Below are 16,110 nucleotides of genomic sequence, written 5' to 3'. Positions count from 1 at the left end.
GATACCGTTCGCGCTCGATCGAGGTGGGACGCCGGGAGAACGACGGGGAGTGAAGGCGTCGTTGCGATCCCACGCGTATCTCCCGGGTCCCCGACGGGCCGCCCCTCTCTGCGCTCCGGGGCACCCGATCGACGCGCCGAGGCGCGCCAGGGACGGCGCGCACCCGTCCGATATCGTTACCACCAGTAACTGAGTAATCAGACGTAACTATATGGTGATCCGGGTTCAACGACGGCCATGGAGGAGTCGAGACCCCGGTTGGAGGTCTGGTGTGCGGGAAAGGAGTGGTGTCCGATCACGTCCACCGCGACGCTGATCGGGAAGAAGTGGCATCCGGTCATCGTCCACCGGTTGCTGAAGAACGGCCCACTGGGATTCAACGCGCTCAAGGAGGAGGTCGACGGGATCTCGAGCAAGGTGCTGTCGGACTCGCTCGAGGACCTGGAGGACAAGCGGCTGGTGGATCGGGCGATCGTGAGCGAAAAGCCCTTCCGGGTCGAGTACTCGCTCACCGATCACGGCGAGTCGCTCCGGCCGATCATCACGGAGATGCGCGATTGGGGACAGGAGTACCTGAAGCCCGTGGAGAACGAGGAATCGTCGATCGGGTAGCCGACGTCGCCTTCGTGACGACGTAGCCCGCCGTCGGCGGCGTCGTGTCCGTCGACGACGCGGCGGGGGCCTACGCACCCTCTACGGTTCGCCGGTGGACCTGTCGCTCGTTCGACCAGCACCGGGACTGCGGAGCGTTCGACCGACCTCGACGTGCTCCCGAGGGGTATCCTCGACGTAACCTACTTACCGTGCGCTCAGCTTACAGTTAACACGGCCGGCGTAGAGGGAGTTACTGGAGGTCATCTAACGACATGGCAGCTGAAACCAGGACCGGACCGGCGTTCGGAACCGTTCGCGCGAACGAGTGGATAGCCGGAGCGGCGGGCGGATTCGTCGGCAGTATCCTGTTCGGACTGATGATGCAGTACGTGATGCCGCCGCCGCTCCTCGAGATCGTCATCCCGGCGATGTACGGCATCGAGGGGCCGGCGCTTCTCGCCGGGTGGGCGCTCCACCTGTTTCACGGCGTCGTGCTCGGACTCGTCTACGTGGCGCTCGTACAGTTCGCGCCGCTCCGCGCCCCGGCGCGTCGACTCGGCGGAAGCGTCGCCCTCGGCGTCGGGTACGGGATCGCGACGACCGCCGTCCTCGCCGTGCTCGTGATGCCGATCTGGCTGTCCGCCGTCGGGTTCCCCGCGGCTCCCCCGTTCCCGAACGTCACGATCCCCGGAACGATCCTCAGCCTCGTCGGGCACGTCGTCTACGCGCTCCCGGTGGCCGTGCTGTACGCGCTGGTCGCGGGAGAGTGAGACTCCGGCGGTCGGTGCGGCGGGAACGGGTTCGGACTCCCGACCGTCGGATCGGACCCGGTCCGGCGGTCCGAGTACGCGGGCCGGCTGACCGTTGACGATCTCACCGTTCGACCGAGGCAGGCGACGCCTGGGATGCCGAGAGTCGGTTACGTGTCCTCACCCGGCCACCCATTCGTTACAGGCGTACGGTTGTTATCTCCGTCGGAGGAGAGATTCTCGGGGGAAAACCGTTCGCGGCGCGTTTTGTGAGGTCTCGACGGCGAGGGAGAATCCGGGGCCGTGATCGAGTTCGGACGTGCCGGCTCCCTCGCTTCTCGTCCGCCGACCCTGATCGACGAGCGCGGCGGCCTCAGAGGAGGAAGTCGGTCAGGTGTTCGACGTAGGCCTCGGGTCGGTCCTCGGGCACCCAGTGGTTGGCTTCGTCGAGTCCGACCAGTTCGGCGTTCTCGATGTCCGCCTCGAGGCGCTCCGCCCACGTCACCGGTTGGAACTCGTCGTTCGTCCCCCACAGCAACAGCGTGTCGGCGGTGACGTCGCTCGGATCGACCTCGGTCGTGTGGTTGGTGTTCGTCGCGACGGCGTTACGCACGATCGACGTGACGCCCTCCTCGGAGGCCCACGGGGCCTTCATCCCCTCGAGGAACTCCTCGTCGTGATCGTCGCCCCGGAGCGTCTGGCGGAACAGGCCGTCGAGCATCCCCTGGACGTCCTCGGGGCTGTTCTCGCGCGCGGACTCCGGGAGTCCGAGGTCGGTGATGGTCTGGATCGGCCAGGAGTCGTACGCGACGGAGTTCGACAGGACGAGCTGTTCGACCGCGTCCGGTTCGTGGCAGGCGTACCGGAGGAACACGCCGCCGCCGAGGTCGTGTCCCACCAGCGAGACGGCGTCGAGGCCGAGGTCATCAAGCAGACCGTCGAGCGCGATCTCCTGGGCGCGCAACGACCGGTCGAAGCCGTCGAACATCGACGAGTTACCGTAGCCGACCATGTCCGGGGCGATCACGTGCCGTTCCTCGGCGACGGCCGGCGCGGCGTGTCGCCACAGGTACGAGTTCGTCGGGATTCCGTGCAGGAACACGACCGGGTCGCCGTTCCCCGCGCCCGCCTCGTAGTACGCGACCTCGAGGTCGTGCCCGTTCACGTCCACCGTCGTCGATTCCTGTGACGCCGTCCACTCGGAGTAGGTTCGCATCGTCGGACACCTCGTCCGCACATGGGTGGCACGGCGACAAACGCCTGCTCCCTATGAGGATAGGTGCCGCGGTGGACCGGCGCTCGGCGGTGGCCGACCTCGCGGACGGAACGCGGGGCGCGGGCAACGCGGTGACCGACGCCGTGGGGCGCGACGCGGTTCACCGCTCCGGCGCGGACGGCTCGAACAGCCGTCCGAAGACTCTCTCCTGGGCGGCTCGGATGTGCTGACTGAATGTCGGCTGGGCGATGCCGAGCGCGTCCGCGCAGTCGTCGGCCGTACTCGCACGCGGCCAGGCGAAGTAGCCGCTCAGGTACGCCGTCCGGAGCACCTCTCGCTGTCTCTCGGTGAGATCGTCGGCCAGCGTCGCCCGCGCCCCGCGTTCCGTCCGCACAGGGATCGAGCGGTCGGAGTCGCGGCGCGCCACGAGTTCGGAGTCGGGGTGGCGGTCGCGGAACGTCTCCGCGACCCGGCGGACCTCGGCGTGCGGCGGAACGACGGCGACGACGCGGCCGGTCCCGCGCTCCGCGGCGACCGTCCCCGCGATCGCCCCCGCGTCCGCCAGAGTCGTCGTGACGCACCGACCCGAGACGACGAACTCGAAGAGTCCTCCGTCGGCCCCGCGACTGACGAGCCTGGCGTCGGAGATCGCGGGCGCGTCGGCGACCGTCGAGAGCACCCGGTCGGGGGCGACGCCGTCGATCGTGAAGTACTCCAACAATCGCCCGTCAGACCGGTTGACGAAGTGTTCGAGATGCACCAGACACTCGAGGGTAGCGGACATCTCGACGAAGAAGCAGTTCCGGTCGCGCACCCGGAATTCGAGTTCCACGAGGGGGTCGGTCGTTCGCGTCGTCCCGGCCTCCATGCCTCCTGTGACGGTAGCGCCGGTAGTAACGATTGGGGTCGCCGAGAAAGGGGTCCGCGAGGGACGGTACGACCCCCGTCCGCGCCGTCACTCCCCCGTTCGCTCGAGGGGGACGAGATACGCGTCGTCGAACGGCGGATCGTACGGGACGTCCAGCCGCCGGTAGACGGTTCGGGGGATGCCGATGTCGGCGAGCGTTACCGGACAGTCGACTCCCCGGAGGCCGGTCTTCGGGAGGGCGAGCGTGATCACCTCGGCGGGATCGACGACGGGACCGGTCGACTCCCCCGTGGTCGCGTCGAGCCCCGACGGCACGTCGAGGGAGACGACGCGCGCGTCGGTCCCGCCGCACGCCTCGACGAGATCGCGCGCGATGCCGCGGACCGCGCCACTGAGACCGTACCCGATGACGGCGTCGACGACGGCGTCCGTCTCGGGAGGTCCGGCGGGCCCCTCCCGCACGGGGACGCCCATCGCGTCCACGACGCGGTGCTGGCGCGCGGCGGCCCCGTCGAGGGCGGCGGGGGGACGGTCGAGGACGACTTCGACGGCGACGTCCCGGTTCGCGAGGTGTCGCGCGCAGGCGAGTCCGCCACCGCCGTTGCCGCCGTCGCCGGCCAGGACGACCGCCCCGTCGGCTCCCGTCGCCCGCACCGCGGACGCGAGGTTCCGGCCCGCGTTCTCCATCATCTGGAGCAGCCCGAGGCCGACCTCCTCGGTCGCCACGCGGTCGACCTCGCGCATCTCGTCGGCCGTCACCGCCGTCACGGGCATTCCGCCCGCCGTCCGATACACGGCTCTCTCCATACGCTCCGTTCGGCGGCCACCGACATGAACGCTAGCGCCCCCGTCGCGAGGGACGCCGTACGCTCGTGCGACGCCGATACCTCACCGCACAACACAAGTGACCGTTACGTGAGTACACCGTACGCATGGAAGGACCGTTCGTCGTCGTCGGTGGGGACGCTGCCGGGCTCAGCGCCGCGAGCAAATTCAAGCGAGAGGACGCGGATCGCGACGTGATCGTCTTCGAGAGGGGACGCTGGGTGTCCTACGCCCACTGCGGGACGCCGTACTTCGTCAAGGGCGAGGTGGAGGCGTTGACGGACCTCCTCTCCCTGTCGCCGGACGAGATCGAGGACCGCGGGATCGACCTGCGTCGGGAACACGAGGTGATCGGGATCTCCCCGGACGAACGGACGGTCACGGTGCTCGGCCCGGACGGCGAGGCGTTCGACCAGCCGTACGGGGATCTCCTGGTCGCCACCGGCGGCCGGGCCGTCTCGAAGCCGATCCCCGGCACGGACCTCGACGGCGCGTTCACGCTGCACGGGCTGGACTCGGCGGCGAACGTGCGGGCGCTCCTCGCCGAGCCGGACGCGTTCTCGGTCGAGTCACTCGGCGGCGACGGCTACGTGGACGAGGCGGCGGTCGCTCGATACGGAGCGATGGCACCGCCGGAGACCGTCGCCATCGTGGGGGGCGGCTACGTCGGCATCGAGATGGCGGAGGCGTTCTCCGCGTGGGACCTCGACGTTCACCTCTTTCAGCGTGCGGAACACGTCCTCCCGCCGTTCGGCGAGGCGGTCGCCGAGCGCGTAGAGCCGCACCTCGAAGAGCGGGGCGTCACCCTCCACCTCGGAACCGAGGTCGCGGAACTCCGGGGCGAGCGCGGACGGGTCTCCGCGCTCGCCTGTTCCGACGGCACCGAACTCGCCGTCGACGCCGCGCTCGTCGGGATCGGGATCCGGCCGAACGTCGAACTCGTCGCCGAGACGGGCGTGGAGCTGGGCGAGTCGGGGGCGATCGCCGTCGACGAGTACGGTCGGACCTCGGTCGACCGCGTCTACGCGGCCGGCGACTGCGCCGAGATGCCCCACGTCGTGACGGGCGAGAACGCGTGGGTCCCCCTCGGTCTCACCGCGAACCGCGCCGGGCGGGCCATCGGTGAGACGGTCGCCGGAACCCCGACCCCGGTCGGCGGCGTCGCCGGGACCGCCGTCCTCAAGGCGTTCGATCTGGAGTGCGGTCGGGTCGGCATCACGGACCTCGACCGGGCGCGCGAGGCGGGGTTCGATCCCGTCGCGGAGACCGTCACCGCCGGCTCGCGGTCCGGCTACTACCCCGGTGCGGCCGACACCACGGTCAGACTCGTCGCGGACCGGGGGACCGGACGGCTCCTCGGCGGGAGCATCGTCGGCGAGGACCGGGCGGCCGTCCGGATCGACACCGTCGCGACCGCGCTCGAGGGTGAGATGACCGTCGAGCAGGTCGAGCGGCTCGACCTCGCGTACGCGCCGCCGTTCAGCCCGGTGTGGGACCCCGTCCTCGTCGCCGCCAAGGTGCTCGGCGGGCGGCTTCCCTCGTGACACCCGCGACCGCCGTCGGTCATCACCGGGCGGGCGATTGGTCGCCACGCCGACGTTCGAGCGCTCTCTTCGATAGATCTATTGATGGAGGGCCAGCAATTGAATTGCACAGATGCGTCACTATCCCGATAAAGATCATATTTACGCCTCCCTTCCGCCGATTCGGCCGGAATAGTGCCCGGGGAGCAGCGTGAGAGAGCGCGTCTCGGGAGGTGGCGGTACCGGCCGTACGAGCGCGATTCTGTCCCTTTTCTCCCTGACCTCCTCACTCACGCGGTCCGATCAGGTCACCTCGTAGGAGTGGGTGGCCGAGCAGTCCATCGGTGCCGAACGGCGCGAAGACGGGTGCGCCCGACGCCGGAATCCCGGCCCCGTACTCGTTCCGGCGAGAGGTCGGTTCGGCGGGGTGCGGTACGGACCGGCCTGTACCCGCCGACGACCGGGGGACCGCTCGGTCGCATTGCTCGTCACCGCCGACCCCCTCGAACGTCGGGTGAGCCGGGCGATAATTCCACTTCGCCCACATTTTTTGTTCTCTCAACACCTGAACAAAAGGGTTAAGCGGATCCCCCGGTTCATTGCGCTTCATGCTACCAAAGACCACTGCCGGCAAGGTCACGGTCGGCTTTCTCGTCGCGTTCACGATCGCGATGAACCCCCCGGTCATCACGATCGTCGACTCCCCGACGACCGTGTTCGGCATCAACCTCCTGTACCTGTGGACCGTCGTCTGGGGGCTGCTCGTCTCCCTCGTGCTCGTCTGGGCGGCGCGGCGGGACGCGTTCGCGCTCACGGAGGACCAGGTTCCGCCCGAGTTACGGGCGGCCGAGGGCGTCGACCCGACCCGTCCGAGCGCCGGCGAGGAGGCGACCACCGGCGGTGGGAGCTGATGGTCTCGTTCCAGGCGACGGTCGCGCTGGCCACCATCGGCGTCTACCTCGCGGTCATCCTTGCGATCGGCTATCGCGGCTGGCAGGTCGGTAAGCTCGACGTCGACGACTGGATGGCCGCCGGTCGCGGACTCGGGATCGTCGTCCTCCTCTTTACCTTCGCCGCCTCGTACCACTCCGCCTTCGCCTTCCTCGGGATCGGGGGGTTCGTCTACGGGAACGGCATCGGGATCTTCAGCGCCTCGACGTTCTACCTCGCGATCTCGGGCATCATCCTCTGGGTCGTCGGGTCGCGCGTCTGGCTGCTCGGAAAGAAGTACGGCTACATCACCCCTTCGGACCTGCTCGCGGACTTCTACGAGTCGCCGCTGCTGGGGAAGCTGGTGAGCCTCACGCTGATCGTCTTCACCTTTCCCTACATCGCGACCCAGATGATCGGCAGCGGGATCATCTTCGAGACGGCCACCCGGGGGCTGGTGAGCTTCGAACTCGGCGCGGCCGTGTTCCTGCTCGCCGGCGTGGTCTACGTCTGGCTGGGCGGGCTCCGCGCCGTCGCGTGGACGGACGCCGTCCAGGGCGTGTTCATGTTCGGGGCGATGTGGATCGCGGGGTGGTTCTTCGTGTTCTCCGCGTACCGCGGGCCGCAGGACTTCTGGACCGAACTGACGAGGGAGTTCGCGGCGTACGTCTCCCTCCCTGGACCGGCCGGCGTCATCACGCCCGAGTTCTACGTGTCGTTCGCGATCATGACCGGCATCGGCGTGATGATGACGCCGCACATCTTCCTCCGGTACGTCTCCGCCCGCTCCCCCCGCGTCCTCAAGTGGGTGGCCGCGTTCGGGACGGCGTACCTGATCCTGTTCTACGTGCCGACCGCCTTCCTCGGACTGGGCGCGGTCGAGGCGTTCCCGAACCTGCAACAGGCGGACTCCGCGATCCCCGCCGTCCTGTATCGCTTCACGCCCACCTGGTTCGCCTCGATCGTCGTCGCCGGAGCCGTCGCCGCCGCGATGAGCACCGCGGACTCGCAGCTGCACGCGGTGTCCGCGCTCATCACCCGCGACTGGTACCAGCCGTTCGCCGGCGACGAGGTGGACGAGCGGACCGTCACGCGCTTCGCCCAGGTGCTCGTCCCGATCCTCGGCGCGATCTCCTACGTGATCGCGATCCAGCAGTTCGACTTCATCATCCTGCTGACGGCGGTCACCTTCTACGGCGCGGCGCAGATATTCCCGATCCTCCTCGGCGCGCTCTACTGGCCCGGCGCGTCGCGCGAGGGGGCGCTCGGCGGGTTCGCGCTCGGCGTGCTCGTGACGTCGGCGCTCGAGTTCGGGCTCGTGACGCTCCCGGGCGGCTTCCCCGGGTTCGTGAGCGGCTTCTACGGGCTCATCGTCAACGCGGTCGCGTTCGTCGGGATCAGTCTCGCCGTCGGCGGGGTCTCCGCGGACGCGCGCGAGCGAACCCAGGGGTACATCGACTACGCCGTCTCCCGCCGCTGGGAATCGGCACCGAGCCGCGAGCCGGCGACCGAGGACGACTGATGCACGGAAACACATACGTAACCCCCGTGCGCACTCGCGCCATGCGTCGCGCAACTCTCACGTTCGAGCGGGGTGACCGATGACGGACCAGCGCCGGCTCCGCGTCGGCGTCGACATCGGAGGGACGTTCACCGACATCGTCACGATCAGCGCCGGAACACTCCGCGTCACGAAGACGCCCTCGACGCCCGCGGCCCCCGAGGAGGGCGTGATGAACGGCCTCGAAAAGACGCGCGAGCGCGCCGAGGTGTCCCTCGAGGCGACCACCTTCCTGGGACACGGCACGACCGTCGCGACGAACGCCGTCCTCGAGGAGGAGTGGGCGGAGACGGCGCTCGTGACGACGGCCGGCTTCCGGGACGCGCTCGAGATCGGCCGGCAGGCCCGACCGGACATCTACGACTTCCAGGCGGAGAAGCCGACGCCGGTCGTCGAACGCGACCGGCGGTTCGAGGTGGTCGAACGCCTCGACGAGCGGGGGAACGTCCTCGTCGCACTCGACGAGGGGAGCGTCGACGCGGTCGCGGAACGGCTCCTGACGGCGGGCGTCGACAGCGTCGCGATCTGCCTGCTCTTCGCGTTCGAGAACGACGCCCACGAGCGGCGGGTGCGCGACCGGTTGCGCGAGGCCGGCGTCCAGGCGTCGTGGTCCCTCTCGAGCGACGTCCTCCCCGAGATACGCGAGTACGAGCGCACGCTCATCACCGCGCTGAACGCCGCGCTCAAACCGGTGATGGATCGGTACATCGGCAACCTGGGGACCGAGGTCGACGCCGCCGGGATCGACGCCGACCTGAAGATCATGCAGTCGAACGGCGGCGTCATCGACGCGAGCGTCGCGCGCGAGCGCCCGGTGAACACGCTGCTCTCCGGCCCCGCCGCAGGCGTGCAGGGCGCGACGACCGTCGCCGAGCGCTGCGGTCTCTCGGACGTCATCACGATGGACATGGGCGGCACGTCCTGTGACGTCTCCCTGGTCGAGGGGGGAACGCCGCTCGTCGCGACGGACGTCGCGGTCGGCGACTACCCCGTCAGCGTCCCGATGATCGACATCCACACGATCGGCGCCGGCGGCGGCTCGATCGCGTGGCTCGACGCCGGCGGCGCGCTCCGCGTCGGGCCGCAGTCCGCGGGGGCCGACCCGGGGCCGATCTGCTACGGCCGCGGCGGCGACCGACCGACGATCACCGACGCGCAGCTGCTGCTCGGGCGGTTGAACCCCGACGACTTCCTCTCCGGCGAACTCGCCGTCGAGACCGACGACGTCCGTCGCATCGTCGAACGCGACCTCGCCGACCCGATGGGACAGTCGGTGGAGGAGGTCGCCCAGGGGATCGTCGACGTGGCGAACGCGACGATGCAGCGCGCGCTCCGCGTGGTGAGCATCGAGCGGGGGCACGACCCCCGCGAGTTCGGCCTCGTCGCCTTCGGCGGCGCTGGCCCCCTGCACGCGTGCGAGCTCGCCCGAGAGCTCGACGTCCCCAGAGTCCTCGTACCGCGGACCGCCGGCGTCCTCTCGGCGCTCGGGTTGCTCACGAGCGACGTCCTCTACGACTACAGCACCTCCCGGGTCCGTCGCCTCGGCGACGTCGACCCGGCGGCCCTCCGGGAGACGTTCGAGGAGTTCGAGGCGGCCGGCCGCGACCGGTTGACGCGGGAGGCGCTGTCCGAGGACCGCATGCGGTTCGAGCGGTCGGTCGACCTGCGGTACCTCGGCCAGTCGTTCGAACTCGCCGTGGCGGTCCCCGACGGGGCGATCGACGAGGCGACCCTCGATACCGTCGCCGAGCGCTTCCACGAGCGACACGAGCGGCGCTACGGCCACGCCTACCCCGAGGAGCCGATCGAACTCGTGACGCTCCGCCTCCGGGCCCGCGGTCTCGTCGATCCGGTAGATCTCGGCGGGACCGACGTCCACGGGACGCTCGACGACGCGCTCAGGGAGACGCGGGACGTGGTGTTCGACGGCGAGTCCCGCGAGGCGCGCGTGTACGATCAGTCGAGGCTCCCGCTCGAGTGCGCGTTCGACGGCCCAGCGATCGTCGAGGGGGCGGAGAGTACCGCCGTCGTCCCGCCCGCCCACCGCGTCCGCGTCGACGCGGACGGCAACCTCGTCGTGGAGGTGGAAGATGTCTGAGATCGAGATCGACCCCGTGACGCTCGAGATCATCCGCAACGCCTGCACCGCGATCAGCGAGGAGATGAACGCCAACCTCATCCGGACGGGCTACTCGCCGAACATCAAGGAGCGCCGGGACTGTTCCTGCGCCCTCTTCGACGCCGACGGCGAGATGATCAGCCAGGCGGAGAACATGCCCGTCCACCTCGGGTCGATGCCCTTCTCGGTCGCGTCGGCGATCGAGCGGTTCCCGCCGGAGACGCTCGCGCCGGGCGACTCGGTGCTCCTCAACGATCCGTTCCGGGGCGGGGCGCACCTCCCCGACCTGACGCTCGTGACGCCCGTGTTCGTCGCGGACGAGGTGGTCGCCTACGCGGCGAACCGCGCGCACCACGCGGACGTCGGCGGGGCGCGGGCCGGCAGCGTCGCCGCGGACTCGACGGAGATCTACCAGGAGGGGATCCGCATCCCCCCGGTCAAGCTCTTCGAGGGCGGGCGGGCGAACGAGACCGCGATGGAGGTGATCCTGGCGAACGTCCGCACGCCGGACGAGCGCCGCGGCGACCTCCGGGCGCAGCAGGCCGCCAACGAGACGGGCCGCCGTCGGTTCGAGAAACTCGTCGAGCGGTACGGGCGCGAGCGGCTGGGGGCGGCGCTCGCGGAGATCAAGGACTACTCGGAGCGGCGGATGCGCGCCGAACTCGGTTCGCTCCCCGACGGCGCGTACCGCTTCGAGGACGTGCTCGACGACGACGGGCGGGGGAACCGGGACCTCCCCGTCGTCGCCGAGGTGACCATCGAGGGCGACGCCGTGACGGTCGACTTCGAGGGGACCGCGGCGCAGACGGCGGGGCCCGTGAACGCCGTGTTCGCGGTGACGGCGTCGGCGACCTACTACGTGGTGCGCTGCGTGACGGACCCGGACATTCCCCCGAACCACGGCTGCTATCGCCCGATCGAGATCCGCGCTCCCGAGGGGACGATCGTGAACGCCGCGCCGCCGGCGGCCGTGGTCGGCGGCAACCTCGAGACCTCCCAGCGCGTCACCGACGTCGTCCTCGGCGCGTTCGCCGAGGCGGACCCGGACCGCGTCCTCGCCGGCTGTCAGAGCACGATGAACAACGTCACCTTCGGCGGGACGGATCCGCGCGACGGCACGCCGTACGCGTTCTACGAGACGCAGGGGGGCGGGTTCGGCGGTCGGGCCGGCAGGGACGGCATGGACGGCGTCCACGTCCACATGTCGAACACGATGAACACGCCCGTCGAGGTGCTCGAGACGGCCTATCCGCTCCGGGTCGCGCGCTACGAGTTCCGCGAGGACTCCGGCGGCCCCGGCACCTTCCGCGGCGGACTCGGACTGCGCCGCGACATCGGCGTCCGCGATCACCGCGCGACGTTCAGCTTCCTCGCCGAGCGCCACCGCCACGCGCCCTACGGACTGGTCGGCGGAGCCGACGGCGAGCGGGGCGCGGCGTACCTGTTCGCGGGCGCGGAGCCGTTCGACCGCCCGGACGACGCCGACGGCGAGCGGTTACCGCCGAAGACCGTGCGCGAACTCGGGCCGGGCGACCTCGTGAGCGTCCGGACGCCGGGCGCCGGCGGGTACGGCGACCCGACGGCCCGGGCGCACGCCGCGGTCCGTCGCGACGTCGAACTCGGAAAGGTCTCGGCCGAGACGGCCCGCGCGGAGTACGGGCTGTCGGACGCCGAACTCGCCGACTCCGATCCGGACGACCGCGAGGAGTGAGTCCCGCGGACCGGGCGGTGACCGTTCGCGTCCGATCACCGGGTGGTCGGGGGTGGGTCACCGACGCGTCCGCCTCTGCCGATGGAGACCGCGGCCGCTTCCCGCGATCGTCTTACGCGACTGCGGCCTCCCTCGCACGTGTGCCCAGTCCGTCGACCAGTGGGTGACGGGACGACCGAGGTGCACGCGCTACGCCGAGACGGACGCTACGGGAGAGAATATCACCCACGCCCTGTCGTTGTATTCAACGGAACGAGAATACCATGCCTGGGGGACGATGCTAATTGGTTTCTGTCTACCTGACGAGTACCATTCGAGGGATCGACGATGGAAGGACCACGCGATAGTGACCGGACACGGGAACAGGGGATCGATTTCGGCAGTCTCGCCGAGGACCTCGCCACGCACGAGTACCCGGCTACGACGGCGGAACTACTCGCAGATTATGGCGACGCTGAACTCAGCTGCTCGAACGGTACACAGACCTTCCAAAGCGTGCTTGAGCCCTTCGCAGAGATGCAGTTCGATTCTGCTGGGGAAGTCCGGCAAGCGGTGTATACCATGGTCGATGACGCCGCGATCGGGCGGAAATATTACAGCGATCGAACGCCGCCTGCCCCTGGAGAAGACCGGGAAGGACCCGACGAGTCATTCTGAATAGGTATGCTCGCGTGTCGACGTACGTGGCGCTTCTAGCGCCACGGGACACCCACGTACCGAGGGAGAGCCCCTCCGTTCGAGGCCGTGGGAACGGGTCCTACTGCGCAGGCAGCCCCGCCGTTTACGGCGGGCGAGGATGTTACGCACGCTAGAATCTCGAGTGACTAACGTCGGTCGGTCGTCGGTGGCTGGACCGGTTCCCAGGCGTCGTATCCACCTGCCATACTTGCGACTCGCTCGGTGTCACCGTATTTTTCGACGAGGCGAGCCGCTTGAATGGACGTTTCACCGATGTAACAGTAGACGATGACATCGTCGGCCCAATCCCGGTCGACGACCGTCTCTTCGAGGGCCTCGATCGTGAGGTGTTCCGCGCCAGGCAGATGTCCTTCGGCGTACGCCTCTCGATCGCGGATATCGATGAGATCGAACTCGTCGCCCCGTTCGATCCGTTCACGTACCGTCTCCGGTGGTACTTCCTGGGTCATCACTGTTTACGGAGATAGATGTGATAGGTTCCGTCGCCACTACGCCACACTCGCGCCTCGGCGTCGTCGCCGACGGCCTTGGGCACGTTCTCGGTACAGGGGACGTGATCGGTCTCCTGAACGAGGAGATCTCCCAATTCGAGGCCCTGTAACCCCTTTTTCGCCTCGATCTGGGGATACGGACAGACCTCGCCCATCATGTCCTGGACGAGATCGGCCTCGTTCAAGAGTCGTTCAGCTTCTTCGTCGCTCAGTTCGTCCGGTGCGTCGATGACGTCGTCGATGGATGGCATCGTGGTGTATTCGTGTGTAGTTGGTTGGCGCACAGTTCAGATGGCACAGCCGACCTCGCGGTAGATCCAGTGGGTCATCACGTAGACGCCGATGACGATTCCGGCCGCCGCGATGAACGAGTGGATCGAGAGTTCCGCGATACCCGAGTAGATGTTCCCGATGTTACACCCCGGGGCGAGTCGCGACCCGGCTCCCATGAGGAAGCCGCCGAAAACGGCGTTCGGGACGCGCCGACGCTTCGGCACGCGCACCGAGAAATCACCGCTCCAGAGGGCGGCGAGGAACGCGCCGACGATGACGAAGCCGATCATCACCATGTCGACGGTGACGCTGACGCCCTGCCCCTGGAAGAGAACGGAGCCCCAGTACTCGAAGGAGGCCGCGTCCACGCCGATCTGCGACAGTAGGTACCCCGTCCACCGGGCCTCGGGGCCGGTGATGCCGACGATGGACACCTGCGTGAACCAGAGGACGGCGGCGGCGGTGATCCCGAGGGCGGCGGTCCGCGGATCCCACGGACGCTTACTCGACGCGACCGGCTCACGCCACGCTCGTAGGAGTCCTCGGAAGTACTCCCTCGTACCGTGTGCGAACTGCCGGAGCCCCGCGATTGACGCGGGAAACACTGTGATCCACACCGACGCCACTGGTGTTCCCCCACTGAGGTCGGCGTCGTGCCCCGTCCGTCCGATCAGCGTCGCGTAGACGAGCACGCCGATAGCCGCGATCAGCAACGCCAGGAGCCCGGCCGGGATGGGCGAAACGGTGAACAGGCTAACGCCCTCGCCAATCGTGAGCGGCTCGAAATAGGTGGCTTGGAGCGTCGGGAACGCGACGGTGAAGGCCGCGTAGCCGACGCCCATGAACAGGAGCGTGAGCCAGAACTGCAGGTAGCCCTCGCCGGCTCGGTAGAGCGTTCCGCTGGCGCAGCCGCCGGCGTAGGTCATCCCCACGCCGAAGATGAAGCCGCCGACGAGCCCGGTCAGGCCCCATCCGGGCGTCCAGAAGCCCCGATAGTAGCCGAGTTGATACGCGATACCCCAAAAGACCATGGTGAGCAGCGTCGCAGCGAGGACGCCCTTGGTGACGCGGGAGTCCTTGTACGCGAAAAAGTCCCGGAAAGCGTTCACGAAACAGAATCGTCCCTTCTGCAGGAACGCTCCGAGGCTTAGTCCGACGACCGCCGCGACGAGCACTGTCGGAATCACGTCCAACGCTACGTTATTGTACGGTTTAACCGATCTCGAACCGGGAGTACCTGCCCTGACTCAGAACGTGCCGTGTTTTCGAGAGCGGAAGAATTCAACGTGTGAAGGGTCATCACGGCGAACAATCGCTATTTCGCCCCTCGTAGGTGCCAGCAGTATTTGCTGGAGGACCCATTATATGATAGCCCACCGTATTTATCACCAATCCATATCATATTTACCGACCGATCTCAGCGAGATAGAACAAACCATAGAAACGAGCACGTACTTTAGAGCTTGAAACGTCATAGAGAGCACGCCGAAGAATTAGTGTGTTTAGTGATATGACCGGAGGCGGAGATCGCTACCAGCAGATGAGTGCCGAAAAACGCTGCTTCGGTAGCGACATCGAACGGCTCGACTCAGGTTTGCTGACCAGTAATTCCTTTAACACTATCTCGTAACTCGGCTACTGCTTCTCGGACATCCGTTCTGAAAGGGGCCTATGCGGATCCCTCCGTATAGCGCGCTATATCGAACTCACAATCGAGACCCTCCCGAGATGTCTTCGATCGTCTCGATCACGTCCTTCCTCGATTCACTCAGTCAATCACTCTATTAGCTATCTCTGCGAAGATGGGTTTCTACGGTCTACGATCGGACCGCATCGCCGAATTCTTCAACAAGAGCGTCGTTGAGGACCGCTCCATCATTACGGCGTTTGATGACGGCAAGCCATCGGCCATACTTCCCTCGCTCGTCATCTTTGCTCGTTTCGATAAAAAATGGCCACTCTCGATCCGCTCCCTGGGCGACCCACTCCTCGACAAACTCTTTATGTCGCTGGCCAGTAGCGTACTCCTCGCTGTCCTTGGAGGACCCAAAGATTTCCGCGGTATCGATATCACGGAGTCGAACCCGAGCTTCATCGCCCGTGAGTATCACGCCGAACCCCAGATCGATACTGAGATCGAGCGTGTCACCGTCGACCACGCGCTCAACATCAGCGCGATATTGCCAGAGATCCATGGCTTTTCATCACTATATGCACAAATAATATTAACGAATGAGGTACTATTCACGCATTGGGTAGACGTTTTCGATGAGTTCGACGGTGTTCCCTGTTCAGGCGCGGTATGAACCCACTCGATCATTCTCTGGTTATTTTCTCTAACGGAGTGATCCAAAGTCGGGGGGCAGGGCGAGTGTTACAGACGTGTCACGTGCCAAATAACCCCCCGGCAGGCGGGACGCGAGCTTCACCGGTTGGGTGGAGAGGGTTGTCGCCCCGCAGGCGGTAGAGACGTCTCGGATCTGAAACTCATCTGGCTAGCTATTTACCTAGAGCATGCGGCTGGGCCCCTCGCTGGTCCCGGTGAGGGGGT

General features: G+C 67.5%; 15 protein-coding genes. 8 read left to right on the top strand and 7 right to left on the bottom strand.

Annotation, left to right across the window (positions count from 1 at the left end; all coding sequences use genetic code 11):
* Positions 1-237: 237 nt before the first annotated feature.
* Together P1K31_RS17630 and P1K31_RS17625 are read left to right on the top strand one after the other, a co-directional pair.
* A complete protein-coding gene (locus tag P1K31_RS17630; RefSeq protein ID WP_276306624.1) occupies positions 238-612 on the top strand; it encodes a winged helix-turn-helix transcriptional regulator in 375 nt (124 codons plus the stop codon).
* Positions 613-866: 254 nt separating this feature from the next.
* Positions 867-1,364 carry a histidine kinase gene (locus P1K31_RS17625; RefSeq protein WP_276306623.1) on the top strand — a complete coding sequence of 166 codons (498 nt, stop codon included), beginning with the start codon at positions 867-869 and terminating at the stop codon, positions 1,362-1,364.
* A 352-nt stretch (positions 1,365-1,716) separates the two neighbouring features.
* Here P1K31_RS17625 and P1K31_RS17620 read toward each other — a convergent pair whose 3' ends face one another.
* The 3 genes from P1K31_RS17620 to P1K31_RS17610 all read right to left on the bottom strand — a co-directional run bounded on the left by P1K31_RS17620 (position 1,717) and on the right by P1K31_RS17610 (position 4,234).
* A complete protein-coding gene (locus P1K31_RS17620) occupies positions 1,717-2,559 on the bottom strand; it encodes an alpha/beta fold hydrolase (protein WP_276306622.1) in 843 nt (280 codons plus the stop codon).
* A gap of 160 nt (positions 2,560-2,719) precedes the next feature.
* Positions 2,720-3,427, bottom strand: coding sequence for a bacterio-opsin activator domain-containing protein (locus P1K31_RS17615; protein ID WP_276306621.1), 708 nt, complete (start codon positions 3,425-3,427; stop codon positions 2,720-2,722).
* An 87-nt stretch (positions 3,428-3,514) separates the two neighbouring features.
* Complete coding sequence (locus tag P1K31_RS17610) at positions 3,515-4,234, bottom strand: NAD(P)H-hydrate epimerase (RefSeq protein WP_276306620.1); 720 nt, start codon at positions 4,232-4,234, stop codon at positions 3,515-3,517.
* A 125-nt stretch (positions 4,235-4,359) separates the two neighbouring features.
* Here P1K31_RS17610 and P1K31_RS17605 point away from each other — a divergent pair, with 125 nt between their 5' ends.
* The 6 genes from P1K31_RS17605 (at position 4,360) to P1K31_RS17580 (ending at position 12,753) form a co-directional block, all read left to right on the top strand.
* On the top strand, positions 4,360-5,796 hold the full coding sequence (locus P1K31_RS17605; RefSeq protein ID WP_276306619.1) for an FAD-dependent oxidoreductase: 1,437 nt from the start codon (positions 4,360-4,362) through the stop codon (positions 5,794-5,796).
* Positions 5,797-6,383: 587 nt separating this feature from the next.
* Positions 6,384-6,686, top strand: coding sequence for a hypothetical protein (locus tag P1K31_RS17600; RefSeq protein ID WP_276306618.1), 303 nt, complete (start codon positions 6,384-6,386; stop codon positions 6,684-6,686).
* Positions 6,686-8,227 carry a sodium:solute symporter family protein gene (locus P1K31_RS17595; RefSeq protein WP_276306617.1) on the top strand — a complete coding sequence of 514 codons (1,542 nt, stop codon included), beginning with the start codon at positions 6,686-6,688 and terminating at the stop codon, positions 8,225-8,227. The genes P1K31_RS17600 and P1K31_RS17595 overlap by 1 nt, the downstream gene beginning before the upstream one ends.
* A 79-nt stretch (positions 8,228-8,306) precedes the next feature.
* Positions 8,307-10,364 (top strand): hydantoinase/oxoprolinase family protein, encoded by a 2,058-nt coding sequence (locus P1K31_RS17590; RefSeq protein ID WP_276306616.1) that lies wholly within the window; start codon positions 8,307-8,309, stop codon positions 10,362-10,364.
* On the top strand, positions 10,357-12,096 hold the full coding sequence (locus P1K31_RS17585) for a hydantoinase B/oxoprolinase family protein (RefSeq protein WP_276306615.1): 1,740 nt from the start codon (positions 10,357-10,359) through the stop codon (positions 12,094-12,096). The genes P1K31_RS17590 and P1K31_RS17585 overlap by 8 nt, the downstream gene beginning before the upstream one ends.
* 327 nt (positions 12,097-12,423) lie before the next feature.
* Complete coding sequence (locus P1K31_RS17580; RefSeq protein ID WP_276306614.1) at positions 12,424-12,753, top strand: DUF5789 family protein; 330 nt, start codon at positions 12,424-12,426, stop codon at positions 12,751-12,753.
* A 167-nt stretch (positions 12,754-12,920) separates the two neighbouring features.
* Here the strand turns inward: P1K31_RS17580 and P1K31_RS17575 are convergent, their stop codons facing one another.
* The 4 genes from P1K31_RS17575 to P1K31_RS17560 form a co-directional block, all read right to left on the bottom strand.
* Complete coding sequence (locus P1K31_RS17575; protein WP_276306613.1) at positions 12,921-13,244, bottom strand: rhodanese-like domain-containing protein; 324 nt, start codon at positions 13,242-13,244, stop codon at positions 12,921-12,923.
* Complete coding sequence (locus P1K31_RS17570; protein WP_276306612.1) at positions 13,244-13,537, bottom strand: sulfurtransferase TusA family protein; 294 nt, start codon at positions 13,535-13,537, stop codon at positions 13,244-13,246. The genes P1K31_RS17575 and P1K31_RS17570 overlap by 1 nt, the downstream gene beginning before the upstream one ends.
* A gap of 36 nt (positions 13,538-13,573) precedes the next feature.
* Positions 13,574-14,746, bottom strand: a complete 1,173-nt coding sequence (locus P1K31_RS17565) for a YeeE/YedE family protein (protein WP_276306611.1) — start codon at positions 14,744-14,746, stop codon at positions 13,574-13,576.
* 630 nt (positions 14,747-15,376) lie between these two features.
* Entirely contained in the window at positions 15,377-15,754 is a 378-nt protein-coding gene (locus tag P1K31_RS17560) for a thermonuclease family protein (RefSeq protein WP_276306610.1), read from the bottom strand.
* Between the last annotated feature and the right edge of the window lie 356 nt (positions 15,755-16,110).

Origin of the sequence: Halomarina halobia (assembly GCF_029338575.1) — an archaeon.
Lineage (GTDB): Archaea > Halobacteriota > Halobacteria > Halobacteriales > Haloarculaceae > Halomarina > Halomarina halobia.
Note: the sequence above shows the minus strand (reverse complement) of the source record. Positions and strands in the feature narration are given on the sequence as shown.

Coding starts and splice junctions, on each gene's coding strand:
- P1K31_RS17630 (WP_276306624.1), top strand. CDS start 238: ATGGAGGAGTCGAGACCCCGGTTGGAGGTCTGGTGTGCGGGAAAGGAG.
- P1K31_RS17625 (WP_276306623.1), top strand. CDS start 867: ATGGCAGCTGAAACCAGGACCGGACCGGCGTTCGGAACCGTTCGCGCG.
- P1K31_RS17620 (WP_276306622.1), bottom strand. CDS start 2,559: ATGCGAACCTACTCCGAGTGGACGGCGTCACAGGAATCGACGACGGTG.
- P1K31_RS17615 (WP_276306621.1), bottom strand. CDS start 3,427: ATGGAGGCCGGGACGACGCGAACGACCGACCCCCTCGTGGAACTCGAA.
- P1K31_RS17610 (WP_276306620.1), bottom strand. CDS start 4,234: ATGGAGAGAGCCGTGTATCGGACGGCGGGCGGAATGCCCGTGACGGCG.
- P1K31_RS17605 (WP_276306619.1), top strand. CDS start 4,360: ATGGAAGGACCGTTCGTCGTCGTCGGTGGGGACGCTGCCGGGCTCAGC.
- P1K31_RS17600 (WP_276306618.1), top strand. CDS start 6,384: ATGCTACCAAAGACCACTGCCGGCAAGGTCACGGTCGGCTTTCTCGTC.
- P1K31_RS17595 (WP_276306617.1), top strand. CDS start 6,686: ATGGTCTCGTTCCAGGCGACGGTCGCGCTGGCCACCATCGGCGTCTAC.
- P1K31_RS17590 (WP_276306616.1), top strand. CDS start 8,307: ATGACGGACCAGCGCCGGCTCCGCGTCGGCGTCGACATCGGAGGGACG.
- P1K31_RS17585 (WP_276306615.1), top strand. CDS start 10,357: ATGTCTGAGATCGAGATCGACCCCGTGACGCTCGAGATCATCCGCAAC.
- P1K31_RS17580 (WP_276306614.1), top strand. CDS start 12,424: ATGGAAGGACCACGCGATAGTGACCGGACACGGGAACAGGGGATCGAT.
- P1K31_RS17575 (WP_276306613.1), bottom strand. CDS start 13,244: ATGACCCAGGAAGTACCACCGGAGACGGTACGTGAACGGATCGAACGG.
- P1K31_RS17570 (WP_276306612.1), bottom strand. CDS start 13,537: ATGCCATCCATCGACGACGTCATCGACGCACCGGACGAACTGAGCGAC.
- P1K31_RS17560 (WP_276306610.1), bottom strand. CDS start 15,754: ATGGATCTCTGGCAATATCGCGCTGATGTTGAGCGCGTGGTCGACGGT.